The sequence below is a fragment of the Wolbachia endosymbiont (group A) of Lasioglossum morio genome, from assembly GCF_947250585.1.
GTDB classification, from domain to species: Bacteria; Pseudomonadota; Alphaproteobacteria; order Rickettsiales; family Anaplasmataceae; genus Wolbachia; species Wolbachia pipientis.
In genome coordinates this window covers 829,951-842,454 of record NZ_OX366327.1, presented here as the reverse complement: position 1 = coordinate 842,454, position 12,504 = coordinate 829,951, and the positions used below count along the sequence as shown (strand labels likewise).

Genomic DNA, 12,504 nt, shown 5'->3' with positions numbered 1-12,504 from the left:
TTTTAACATAAAATAGCTGCTTTTATGCCTACCAAAATTCATTCTTTAGTGTGTGTCTCACAAGTATTCTTTGCTAATAGGATATTTTCGAATATAATTGAATATAACTAGATAAAAATACAGATATGTTTGACATTTCAAAAATTGTAATAACACCTGAAATGTTAAAATTAGTTGCTGAAATTGATGAATTTAAAGGAGCATGGCAATTGTTTGGTAATTTAGCTCCAGAACGTTTACAAATGCTCAAGAAAATTGCAACAATTGAAAGTATTGGTTCTTCTACCCGTATTGAAGGGGCAAGATTATCAGACCGTGAAGTTGAGCAATTACTATCCAAACTTGATACACGCTCATTTCGTTCTCTAGATGAACGAGAAATAGCTGGATATGCGTATGTGTGTGAAGAAGTATTTCAAAACTTTAACAAGATGCCATTTACAGAAAACACTATAAAACAGTTTCACATCTGGCTTTTACAATTTTCATATAAAGATCAAAGGCACATGGGAGAATATAAAAAATTCCCCAATCATGTTGAGGCGTTTGATGAATCTGGAAAAAGCTTGGGCATAGTTTTTGAAACAGCCTCTCCATTTGAGACAGCAACACAAATGCAAGAACTTATTTATTGGACTAGCCAGCAATTAGAGGTGAAATCGTTACACCCTCTATTAATTATTGGCATTTTTATAGTTACTTTTTTAGCTATTCATCCCTTCCAGGATGGAAATGGCAGATTATCACGCATTCTCACAACTTTCTTGTTACTAAAGTTAGGGTATATCTATGTACCTTACAGTTCCCTTGAAAGTATAATTGAAAGTAATAAGGAGAGTTACTACTTGGCTTTGCGTCGTACTTAACAATCCTTGAAGACGAGCAGCAATGATTTTAATCCATGGCTTATGTTCTTTTTAAGGTCACTACAAAAGCAAAAATTTTATCTTGAACAAAAGGTGTCACATGAAAAAGTGTTAAATCTCTATTTACCACCACTTTCTGCTAAAGTATTAGCACTACTCAGCAAACATGGACGTCTTACAATTAAGGATTTGGAAAATATTACTAAAGCAAACTGCAATACCTTAAAGAAGCACGTATCTAATCTCGTAAAGAGTAATCACATCACTCAGCATGGAAAAGGCAAAGCAACCTGGTATGTAATATAGAGCTCAATAGGATATGTATTCATTTTGAATTGTTAAATTATTCAGCTATAGAATATAGATCACAGCTGTACAAACATTGTAGTTTGAGCCCACTAGATCCCAGTGCCCTATTCTTGTCATCCCAGTGCCTTCTCCTGTCATCCCAGTGCCCAGACACTGGGATCCAGAAAAGTTTGCTTGTAAGCAAGCAAACTAGCATAGAAAGTGGTTACAACGTTTTCGATGAGATTGCAGAAAGGCTAGATTCCAGACTGGAATGACATCGTTCACTATGTACCATATTGCAATAGTTGTGGTCAAGGCACTGGGATCTGAAATTGCAGTGTTCGTACAGCTATAGAATATAGATCAGAAGTGACAGAGCTTAAAAAAAGGCCTAACATTCTTAATAAACGTAAAAAGCTTTATGAAAATCAGAGTTGGAGTAATAGGCTGCTTAGGCAGAATGGGCAAAAAAATACTCAATGAATTAATTACAAATACCAAAGTGGAAATAGCAGGTGCTGTTGCCCGTTCAGGTAGTAAGTACATAGATTCAGATATTGGACCAATTATAGCCAATCTAGGAATTAAAGTTACAAGTTCTATTAGTGGCATATTTGAGTCATCTGACGTTGTAATAGATTTTACAACTAAAGAATGTATGTTAGACTGCCTTAAAGCAGCTGTAAAATTTAAAACACCGCTGGTTAGTGGCACAACTGGAATAGAAGGTGTCGATTTGAAAGAATATGCTGCTGAAGTTCCAATATTATGGTCAGCAAATATGAGTGTTGGGGTTAATGTGTTGCTGAAATTGGTAAAAAAAGCTGCTGAGCTTTTAGGTAATGAATATGACGTTGAGATTTGGGAAATGCATCATAACTTAAAAAAGGATTCACCATCTGGAACAGCTATAGAACTTGGCAAAACAATTGCTAACGCTTCAAAAGTGGATTTTCAGTCCAATCAATATTTACATAGTGGTTCAAACATAAGGAAAAAGGGGGGAATAGGTTTTGCAGTATCTCGTGGAGGTGGAGTAATAGGAGATCACAGCGTGATGTTTGTTAATTCTGATGAACGGATAGAACTAAACCACAAAGCAATTGATCGCACAACATTTGCTAGAGGAGCTGTTCAAGCAGCAGTATGGCTATACGAAAATAAAAGAGAAATTCCGGGGCTCTATTCAATGCAGGATGTGATATGAGCAATACACGTGCCTCTGTTAAAGATTTAAATCTCTGGTACGGCTCTAAGCAAGTTTTATTCGATATAAATTTGAATATTTATAAAAGAAAAGTTACTACTTTTATCGGACCATCCGGGTGCGGTAAATCAACATTTTTGCGTTGTTTTAATCGTATGAATGACTATGTACCAGGTTGCAAAACTGTTGGTGAATTAGATATCGATGGGCTGGGTGATATATATTCACGCGATATGGATGTTGTGCTACTCAGGGCAAAAGTTGGCATGGTATTTCAAAAGCCAAATCCTTTTCCAAAATCAATATATGATAATGTTGCTTATGGGCCAAAATTGCATGGTATGGCGAAGGATAAGCAAAAATTGAATGAGATGGTGGAAAATAGTTTAACCAAGGTTGGTTTATGGGAAGAATTGAAGGACAGATTGCAAGATAGCGCACTCAATTTATCCGGTGGCCAACAACAGAGGCTATGCATCGCTCGCGCAATTGCAGTGAAGCCAACTATTTTATTAATGGATGAACCGTGCTCTGCTCTTGATCCAATGGCAACCAATGCAATCGAAAATCTTATACAAGAGCTGAAATTAAGATTTACTATAATTATGGTGACTCATTCAATGAAGCAAGCTAAAAAGTTATCTGATAGTGTAATTTTCTTTCATAATGGCAGAATTGTTGAGTCTGGAAGCACTCAAGAAATATTCGAAAATGCTCAATCTCCCTTAACAAAGGAGTATATCCTGGATCATTAAATTTCTGACCTTACCCAGAAAAAGTGGAGAGAAAGAAAAGAGTTTTTTTGGGTAAAATAAAATTTTGGAGGATTAGAAATGGTAAGAGAATATACGGCAGAATTCAAATTGGAAGCTGTTAAACTGGCAAATGAACAAAGAAAGGCAGGTCAAACAATTACAAAAATAGCAAGAGATTTAGGAATAAAGGGTGGTTTATTAGGAAAATGGATAAAGAAACACAACGAAAAAAAGTCGGCAGCAGATGCATTTCCAGGTAGAGGTAACATGGCTCCTTACGACAAAGAGAGGTTTGATTTACAAAGCAAGAGTAACAAGGGAAAGAGACATTTAAAAAAAAGCCCTGGCCAGTCAAAAAGAGTAAAATATTTTTTTATATAGTAACTGCTATAAAGTACAGGAATTATGTAGGATTTTCTGCTAGTGGCTACTATAAGTGGACCACAAGAAAAATAAGCAGTAGAGAATCAGCGAATAAAGAGCTACTCGAAGCTATTCAAAAAATATATCAAGTTTCTAAATGTAGATATGGAGCTCCTAAAATTCATGCTGAATTGAAGGCTTTGGGTAAAAGTTGCAATTTGAAAACGGTGCAAAGTATTATGCAGAAAAATGACATCAGGGCTATACTGAGAAGAAAGTTTAAAATTAAAAAACAACAAACAGATAATAGAGCTGTAGCTCCCAATATACTAGATCAAAACTTTATTGTTGATCAACCAAATAAAGTATGGGATTACTTACATCAAAACCAAGGAGGGATGGCTATATTTGGCAGCAATAATTCTCACGTATGGTAGTTATAGCTCTTTTTACAATAATCCGAACAGACCGTAATATGCTACTGGCCTGCTATAGCCATAAACACATATCTTATCGCATTCGGACTATTATAAGAAAGGCTATAATGAGTAGTGCAATAAATAAACAATTGGTTATGAACTCTTTATTAATGGCCATTAATAGGCGTAAACCTGTTAAAAATCTACTGCTGCACAGTGACCAAGGTTCACAATATACTGCGCAAGGGTATCAATATCTCTTAGCTGTAAAGAATATAGATGAGTAATAAAGGCTGTTGTTACGACAATTCTGTTGCAGAAAGCTTCTTTAGCTCATTGAAAAGAGAAATACTTATTGATACTTCACAACACTCTGCTCAACAAACTAGAACTGCAATATTTGAATACATAGAAATTTTTTATAACAAACAACGTCACTATTAACTATTGCATTCCAGAACAATTTGATGCATCATTCTTTTTGTGAAAAACATTCCAAACTTTCTCTCCACTTTTTCTGGGTAAGGTCACTTCTTTATTAACTGTACTTAATATTTCTTCCCATTGCTTATAGTTCATTGCCATAACTTTACCTCTAATTTTAAATAGTATTTTTAATTATCACCTATCACAGCAAGTAAAGTCAACTCCAAATGAATTCTTAATTTTGCTTAGTAAGCACACTAACTATGAAACAATCTATATTACCATCAAAAACAGAATTTATATTGCCCACTTCATGTCCGGTTCTTAAATCCTTCACCATTTGATATGGATGCATAACGTACGATCTGATCTGATTGCCCCAGCCTATATCGCATTTTTTACCATATTCTTCAGCCATTTTCTGTTCTTTTTTTTCCAGTTCAATTTGGTATAAACGTCCTTTAAGTAATTTCAATGCCTCATCTTTATTTCTGTGTTGAGAACGACCATTTTGGCATTGAACTACAACACCAGTTGGAATATGCGTAATGCGTACTGCACTTTCAGTTTTGTTCACATGCTGACCGCCTGCTCCGGAAGCACGGTAGGTGTCGATCTTTAGATCCTTTTCATCCACAGCAATATCAATTGAATCTTCTATCACTGGAGTTACTCCTACACTTGCAAAACTGGTATGACGTTTACCATTTGCATCAAATGGCGATATTCTAACCAGCCTGTGAATTCCACTTTCACTTTTTGCCCACCCATAAGCTTTTTCTCCAACGATTTTTATCATTGCAGACTTTATACCAACTGACTCTCCTTCTAATTTTTCTACAACTTCAACTTTAAAGTTGTGATAAATTTCTGCCCACCTTATATACATGCGCATCAGCATTTCAGCCCAATCATTGCTCTCGGTTCCGCCAGCTCCTGAGTGGATTTCTAAAAAGCAGTTATTATTATCTGCTTCACCAGTAAATAAGGACTCTGTTTCTTTATACTTGATTAATTTCTCTAGCTTAGCTAATTCATTTTCAACTTCAGAGAAAAATTCTTCATCATTCTCATCAATAGCAGACTTCATTAAGCTAATGGCATCGTTGTAATCGCTTTCCAGCTTTAAAAACGACTCTACGTCATTCTTAATTTTAGAACGTTCTTTTAAAACTTCTTGTGCTTTTTGGTTATCTTGCCACAAATCATCATTCGACGCTTGGGAGTCAAGCTCTTCAAGACGCAACTTTAATTTTTCTATGTCAAAGACACCTCCTGATAAGAGAAATACTTTTATTTAAGCTTTGAAAGTGTTCAAGAATTTCTGGATAAGTTTTCATTATACTTTAGATTTTAATATATTTACTATCAATAACAATAACAGTAAACAAAATAGAAATTTAACCATATGATAGTTAATTTAAATAATTTCATTATACTTTAATGTTTAAGGAAATCAAGCGCGTATATTTATTAAAAAACAAGGTAAAGTAATGAATATTGAAATAAGTTCCCATTATGGTTTAGACAAAAAGGCTATTGATGACTTAATAGAGTCACTTGATAACGAGGAGCTAGAGAATGTTCGTAATATTGTAAAAACGATAGACAGTGTTCAGTTAGCTTATTTTTTATCTACTTCGATCAGTGATCACAGGGAGAAATTAGTTAATATCCTCGATCAACATTTGTTAAGTGATGCCCTAGTGCATGTAGTGCCAGATTTACAAATAGAGATCATAGAAACATTGGGAATAGAAAATACAGCAAAGTTACTAATGCTCCTTGATGTAGAAGATATAGTAACCATAGTGAAAGATTTAGATAGAAAGTCTGTAGAAAATATACTTTACTATTTGCCCAGCAAAACTCAGAAATCGGTAGAGGAGTTGCTATCATATCCAGAAGAAAGTGCAGGAAGGTTAATACATAAAGATATGGTTATAGCTCCATATTATTGGACAATAAATCAACTGACAGAATTTGTGTGCAACTATAAAAAAATACCAGAAAAATTTCACCAGATATTCATTATCAACTCAAAATTAGAGCCTATAGGCAGTGTTAATTTAAATAAGGTAATATCTCACTCAGGAGACACAATAATAAAAGAGATAATGGATCATGACATAAAAATCATTAAAACTGGAATAGACCAAGAGGAAGTAGCAAGAATATTTAAAGATTACTCTCTATTATCGGCTCCGGTAGTAAATAAGAATGGTAAAATTATTGGTGTGATCTTAATTGAAGATGTGATAAAAGTTGTTCAACAAGAAACAGAAGAGGATGTACTCAAAATAAGCGGTGTATCTTCTAAAGCCGATATAAATGCCCCTATACATAAAACTATAATTAAAAGGCTACCTTGGTTACTGTTTAACCTCTTAGCTGCAACAATGTGTTCCATAGTAGTTGGCTTTTTCGATGATGTAATAAAAAGTTTTATAGTACTGCCAATAATCATGCCGATAATTGCATCAATGAGCGGAAATGCAGGATCCCAAACAGTAACGCTAACCATCCGGGCAATCGCAACAAAATATCTAACTGAGCAAAATGCAAAAAGAATACTTGTAAAAGAATTTTTAATAGGTCTTATAAACGGGGTGATCTTATCTACTATTTCATTAGTAGTGTTAGCAATAAGGTTTCACAACTTCAAAGTGGAGATGATTTTTGTGGTCTCCATGATTATGATGTCAATTATTGCAACGTTCATCGGAACTTTCATTCCTATAATGCTTCATCGCTTAAAGTCTGACCCTGCCGTTTCTTCTTCAATCCTAACATCGGCAACAACTGATATTCTCTCAGCTTTTATATTTCTTGGTTTAGCTACGATCTTTTTATTAAATAGCTAATACTATCTATAGCTATACCGCCGCGAACCGTCATGCCGCGATTCATTCGCGGTATCTCTTAGCATAGATCCCGCTAACAAGTAGCGGGATGACGAGAAAGGGGCTACTTGGATGACATTCTTCCTGGTGTGCCCAAATCACAATGTTCGTACATCTGTGGATTTATTCGCGGTATAGATTCCGCTAACGAGTAGCGGAATGACGGTTTTTCAAATTGTCGTAAGTCAGTTTAGCTATAATATCAAATTTCACAACTTCACCAACTATTTCTTTCTATTAAATAAGAATAAATTGCCTATACAAAAATAGATTGGCAATATTTCAAGTCTGCCAAGCAGCATTAAAAACGATAGAAATAATTTTACTTCATTACTGAAAGAGGAATAATTACCCGAAGGACCTATTAAATTACTAAATCCCGGGCCAGAGTTTGTAAGCGTTGCAGAGACTGAACTGATGCTAGTTATAAAGTCTGCATTGCTTAAGTAAGACATCACTATTGATGAAATGGTAAACGTTAACATGAAAATTGCAAAAAATATAAAGACAGAGTGAACTTCATCATTCTCCAGGGTTTTTCCATTGAATTTTACTCCATTGTCTGCATCAGGGTTTAATAAAAGGTAAAAGTAATTTCTTATAGACCTTAAAAGAACAATCAAGCGGAAGATTTTGACACCACCACTTGAAGAACCACTACATCCACCAACAAAGGTGAGAAAAAAAGCTAAGACTGAAATGAAACTCCAATCTATATGATTACAGATTGCATAACCAGTTGACGTAATCAAGGAAGTGATGGTAAATGTGCTGCATCTAAATGATAATGACACTCCTAAATCAACATTTTTATACAACCAAAAACAAGCAAATAAAGATGAAACAATAGCTATCTTAAAAAAGTAAGAGACCTGCTCATCATAGCAAATGTCTAACCGTCTTATGATTTTTAAATAGCTAAGAAAAGGCAGAGAACCCAAAATCATAAAAACGATCGTTATGGCTTCTAGTATGGGATTATTATAGTGCCCTATAGAATCATTATAGTTAGCAAATCCACCAGTTGATACAGCAGACATTCCGTGACATATTGCATCAAATAGTGGCATACCAGCTAGATAATAGGAAAATATGCATAACAAAATTAAGCCATAATATATTGCCGTAACATGAATCACTACGCTTCGCGTATTCGGCAACTTCCTTTTGGTAGCATCTGAATACTCAGAATAAAGTAAATTATTTAGGCTGAGAACCTTAAACATAGGAAAAACTGCAATTCCTAAAGTGATTACACCAAAACCCCCCATGCCATGTAGCATTGCTCTCCATAGCAGTATTCCTGGAGATTGTTTTTCAATATCATTAAATATAGTTGCTCCTGTGGTTGTGATGCCAGATATCGTTTCAAACAATGCATCAACATAGCTCAGATTATCAAAATAGAAAGGAATAGCTGCAAACAGAGACAAGGCAATCCAGGTGCAACTAGTAATCGCAAAAATTGCTGGCATTCCATGCAATCTACTTAATTTACCGAGTAAAATAAAAATTGCGCCAGATGTGCAGGTAATTATGAATCCAGCGAGGAAATTTTTCCATTTGTAGCTGAGACATTTATTAGTAATAGCAGGAATAAGCATTGCTAAGCTAAACAGCAATAGGAATATTCCCACAATAAATACAATTGAACGCAAATTTTGTAAACGTTGATGATTTTTCATAGAATTACTTCCTCGCTATACAAAGCCATAAAAGCTACTCTAACGTCAAGCATTTTGTTGGCCTTTATTAACAGTTATTAACAATATACTTGATTTACTTGTAAATATGTGTGATAATTAAATTTTTATTAGAGGTAAGATATGGTTGAATTAACTGATGCACAAGAAGAAATTCTAGGTTCATTAAGACAGGCAGTCAGGAATGACAATTTTCAAGAAGTCCAGAACGTACTCGACAATAAGGAACGTAGTGATATACAAGCAGTTTTGAGCCACGAGGGGACTCTGACTAGTGACAAAGGTACCATTTTAAATGATGTTATTGACTGTTCTAATGCTAACGTTAGCACTAAAGTAGAGATCATTAAACTAATTTGGCAGAAAGCTGATAAAAAAACTCGTGATTTTTTGTGTGATTACAAGGTAACAAAATATTTAGAAGGTCAACAATATTTTACGGATACAATAGATGATCTTAAACGCTTTCAAGGAAAAATTGACTCTAATAACACAGATATATGTTTTGCTCTTGAAACAGTTATTGAAGAAGTGGAAGAGCACAAGAGGGTAATGGGTCTTGATTCCAACTTACAAGAAGCAATAGAAAACCTTGATATTGATCAAGTTAAAGCAGCATTAGAGAATTATGGTGAAAATGCAGCAAGGGTTTTAGAGCGAGGGGTATATTGGAATGATGGAAGCGTAGATGCCCTTTTAGTTTATCCTCTGCTGGTTAACTATGATAGAGAATTGAACCAAGAAGATGTGGAAAAGATAAAAGAAAGCTTTAAATTAATGTTTGATGCTGCTTCTCCAGGGCTCCTTGGGTTCGAGCCCAATGGAAATAACTATGTAATGGATAAACTTACATGTGCACAAAAACGTTTTGCTAAAATACCTGGAGTAGGTGAGCAATGCTTTCAAGATTTGATTCAAGAATTTGAGGAAAAACTTAGTAAAAATGAACTAGATAATGCCAAGATTAATGATCAGATAGCATGGGATAAAGAGTATGCGACTCGATTTTCACAAGAAATCAATCAGGATCCGTCTGAGAATGATGATCTTAACTTTATAGATGACACTGATCTAGATCAAAACACCGTAAACTCTGCACCAACTGCAGACAACAAAACCCCAGAAAAAAACGATACAAACTTCTGGAGTGAACACAAAGGGAAGATCGCTCTGGGCGTTGTTGGACTATGCGTAGTTGGTGCTATTGCAGCCTATGTGCTGGCATATCCTGTAGTTGCATTAGTTTTAGAAGTTTTAGCAGTTTCAGCATTGGCTGTACTAGCTTATATTGGAGGAGTTTGTGAGAAATCAGAAAGCCCAAATACGAAAAGCTCGGACCCGGTTGTTTCTGGGGTGTTGCAACAACGCAGAACTGTCTAATTAGTAATCCATTGTCATCCCAGCGCGCCGCGCTGGGTCTGACTACGCTAGAACAAAGAATATAAAAGAAACGTTGCCGTCACGTTATATCATAAACCTTTGCTGAAGCTTTCTTTATATCTTCACTTGAAAGTGGAATTAGACCAAGCCTAGATAGGTACCCATCTTCAATGCCGATCGAATCTATAATTTCTTTTATGAATTCTCTTAATCCATCAACAGTATCCAGGTGTTCTTTCTTTATATAAAGGTATAGAGGTCTTGCTAATATATATTTTCCCGATGATATATTTTCGTAAGTTGGCTCAATTCCTGCAATTGTGCTCCCTTGTATTTTATCTTGATTCCTCATTAAAAAGCTGAAACTAAATATCCCTAAGGCGTTTTTGTTGCTTTTCAATTTTTGTATTATTATATTTTCATTAATTCCAACTTCTATATACCTTCCGTCATCCCTTATATTACCACATGCTTGCTTTCTTTCTTCCTGATCTTTATAATTCTCTTTGAAAATTCTCGAGTTCATGCATGAATATTGATCAAGCATAATAGAATTAACCAAAGTTTCGTATGTGCCTGTATTTTGATGTGGACCATAAATTTCAATTTCTGTTTTTGGTAAGGCTTGATTTACATCAGACCAAAACTTCTTATTATTTTTTACTAATTTATCATTTTCTTGAGAATATGCAGATAAAGTTTCAAATAAGTCCTTCTTTGTGAAATCAAATCTATGGCTTTGATTTGAATTTGCAATGACAACTCCATCATAGCCAATGATGATTTCTATCACTTCATTAATTTTATTCCTTTTACATAGTTCTCTTTCTACTTCCTTCATAGGGCGAGATGAAGTGGTGATGTCTGGAGTGTCTTCCCCTATTCCTGAGCAAAACATTTTGAATCCTGATCCACTTCCTATCGATTCCACAACTGGAGTCTTAAAGGAGAATACACGGTTGAACTCCTCGGCTATAAATGAGATAAAAGGAAAAACAGTTGAAGACCCAACAATTCTGATGTATTTCCTGGCATCAGCATTTGACAGCGGCGTGAATAATACGAATACAAAAATCAGGAGAAAGTTTCTAAGCATTATTTTTAGTTAAGAACATAAATCTAATTATTGTAACAAAACATCAAACTGAAAAGCTTTAATTGCATGACAAAAGCTACAGTTTACATTTAAATTTTATTTTATATTATTGTAAGTATTACACAACTTTAAGGAACAGTTATGGCAGTTATGCCAGATAAATGGATAAGAGAAAAAGCTGAAAACTTTGGAATGATAGAGCCTTTTGTGAATCACAAAAGCAGCAAAGGTGTTATATCTTTCGGACTATCATCTTACGGTTACGATGCAAGAGTGGATAATAAATTTAAAATTTTTACTAATGTTAATTCAGCTATCGTGGACCCTAAAAATTTTTCTGAGAATAGTTTCATAGATAAGGAAACAGACGTATGCATAATTCCACCAAATAGCTTTGTGCTTGCAAGTACAGTGGAATATTTTCGTATACCAAGGAATGTACTGGTCATTTGTGTTGGTAAATCAACTTACGCAAGATGTGGAATTATAGTAAACGTTACTCCCTTAGAACCTGGATGGGAAGGTCATGTCACACTCGAATTCTCAAACACCACTCCACTTCCTGCGAAAATTTACGCTAATGAAGGCGCATGCCAATTCGTATTTTTAAGCGGCGAAAGTGAATGCGAGAAATCATATGATGATATGAAAGGAAAATATATGAATCAGCATGGTATCACTTTGCCACTGGTGAAGTGATTGCCATGAGAGTGGTAATTTTTCACTTCCGCACTTTTTCATTGTTGCTTACAATAATTATAGCTACACCATGTGCTTTTCTTAATTAAAAACTTCAATTATTCATTGTAAGTTGTTGAATTTCTTATCATAGTATCTGTTATCCGAGTAGCCCCTTTCTTGTCATCCCAGTGCCTTGACTACTTGGATCCAGAAAAAAGGATGGTGTCATTCCAGTACTTGACAATGGAATCCAGCTTTTTGGTAATTTTATCGAAAATGTTTGCTCGTTTACAATTAAAATTCCTGGATCCCAGTGTCAAGCACTGGGATGACAAAGGAGGAAGCACTGGGATGACAAGGTTATAGGTGTCATCCAAGTAGCGTGACACTTGGATCTTTTCTCAACAATTTCAA

Annotated in this window: 13 protein-coding genes and 1 pseudogene; 9 read left to right on the top strand and 5 right to left on the bottom strand. The window is 34.9% G+C overall.

Going from position 1 to position 12,504, the window contains the following annotated elements:
• The first annotated feature begins 125 nt into the window (after positions 1–125).
• The 6 genes and pseudogenes from OOK89_RS04125 to OOK89_RS06640 all read left to right on the top strand — a co-directional run bounded on the left by OOK89_RS04125 (position 126) and on the right by OOK89_RS06640 (position 4,388).
• The gene (locus OOK89_RS04125) at positions 126–866 is read left to right on the top strand and encodes a Fic family protein (protein WP_264718786.1); all 741 of its coding nucleotides are present in this window, start codon (positions 126–128) and stop codon (positions 864–866) included.
• Positions 867–908: 42 nt separating this feature from the next.
• Positions 909–1,172 (top strand): DUF977 family protein, encoded by a 264-nt coding sequence (locus OOK89_RS04120; protein ID WP_264718785.1) that lies wholly within the window; start codon positions 909–911, stop codon positions 1,170–1,172.
• A gap of 83 nt (positions 1,173–1,255) precedes the next feature.
• Positions 1,256–1,432 (top strand): hypothetical protein, encoded by a 177-nt coding sequence (locus OOK89_RS04115; RefSeq protein ID WP_153801318.1) that lies wholly within the window; start codon positions 1,256–1,258, stop codon positions 1,430–1,432.
• Between the two features lie 146 nt (positions 1,433–1,578).
• Positions 1,579–2,364: a 4-hydroxy-tetrahydrodipicolinate reductase gene (gene dapB / locus OOK89_RS04110; protein WP_010962542.1), complete on the top strand. Its 786-nt coding sequence runs from the start codon at positions 1,579–1,581 to the stop codon at positions 2,362–2,364.
• Entirely contained in the window at positions 2,361–3,119 is a 759-nt protein-coding gene (gene pstB / locus OOK89_RS04105; RefSeq protein ID WP_065094809.1) for a phosphate ABC transporter ATP-binding protein PstB, read from the top strand. Before dapB ends, pstB begins: the two co-directional genes overlap by 4 nt.
• Positions 3,120–3,197: 78 nt before the next feature.
• Positions 3,198–4,388, top strand: a pseudogene (locus OOK89_RS06640) (IS3 family transposase).
• On the opposite strand, the gene OOK89_RS04080 reads toward OOK89_RS06640, so the two are convergent.
• The gene (locus tag OOK89_RS04080) at positions 4,346–4,486 is read right to left on the bottom strand and encodes a hypothetical protein (protein ID WP_264718783.1); all 141 of its coding nucleotides are present in this window, start codon (positions 4,484–4,486) and stop codon (positions 4,346–4,348) included. The pseudogene OOK89_RS06640 and the gene OOK89_RS04080 overlap by 43 nt on opposite strands.
• Positions 4,487–4,562: 76 nt before the next feature.
• Positions 4,563–5,667 (bottom strand): peptide chain release factor 2 gene (prfB, locus tag OOK89_RS04075; protein ID WP_141456981.1). Its coding sequence is split into 2 segments (ribosomal slippage): positions 4,563–5,591 and positions 5,593–5,667, totalling 1,104 coding nucleotides; the frame shifts between segments, so codons are not numbered across the junction.
• A 153-nt stretch (positions 5,668–5,820) separates the two neighbouring features.
• On the opposite strand from prfB, the gene mgtE reads away from it, so the two are divergent.
• The gene (mgtE, locus tag OOK89_RS04070; protein ID WP_264718782.1) at positions 5,821–7,191 is read left to right on the top strand and encodes a magnesium transporter; all 1,371 of its coding nucleotides are present in this window, start codon (positions 5,821–5,823) and stop codon (positions 7,189–7,191) included.
• 263 nt (positions 7,192–7,454) lie between these two features.
• Here the strand turns inward: mgtE and OOK89_RS04065 are convergent, their stop codons facing one another.
• Positions 7,455–8,915 carry a TrkH family potassium uptake protein gene (locus tag OOK89_RS04065; RefSeq protein WP_264718781.1) on the bottom strand — a complete coding sequence of 487 codons (1,461 nt, stop codon included), beginning with the start codon at positions 8,913–8,915 and terminating at the stop codon, positions 7,455–7,457.
• A 141-nt stretch (positions 8,916–9,056) separates the two neighbouring features.
• Here OOK89_RS04065 and OOK89_RS04060 point away from each other — a divergent pair, with 141 nt between their 5' ends.
• Positions 9,057–10,313 carry a hypothetical protein gene (locus OOK89_RS04060; RefSeq protein WP_264718780.1) on the top strand — a complete coding sequence of 419 codons (1,257 nt, stop codon included), beginning with the start codon at positions 9,057–9,059 and terminating at the stop codon, positions 10,311–10,313.
• Between the two features lie 79 nt (positions 10,314–10,392).
• Here the strand turns inward: OOK89_RS04060 and OOK89_RS04055 are convergent, their stop codons facing one another.
• A complete protein-coding gene (locus OOK89_RS04055) occupies positions 10,393–11,409 on the bottom strand; it encodes a substrate-binding domain-containing protein (protein WP_264705093.1) in 1,017 nt (338 codons plus the stop codon).
• 141 nt (positions 11,410–11,550) lie between these two features.
• On the opposite strand from OOK89_RS04055, the gene dcd reads away from it, so the two are divergent.
• Positions 11,551–12,108, top strand: a complete 558-nt coding sequence (dcd, locus tag OOK89_RS04050) for a dCTP deaminase (RefSeq protein ID WP_006280485.1) — start codon at positions 11,551–11,553, stop codon at positions 12,106–12,108.
• 179 nt (positions 12,109–12,287) lie between these two features.
• Here the strand turns inward: dcd and OOK89_RS06530 are convergent, their stop codons facing one another.
• On the bottom strand, positions 12,288–12,479 hold the full coding sequence (locus OOK89_RS06530) for a hypothetical protein (RefSeq protein WP_410529706.1): 192 nt from the start codon (positions 12,477–12,479) through the stop codon (positions 12,288–12,290).
• Between the last annotated feature and the right edge of the window lie 25 nt (positions 12,480–12,504).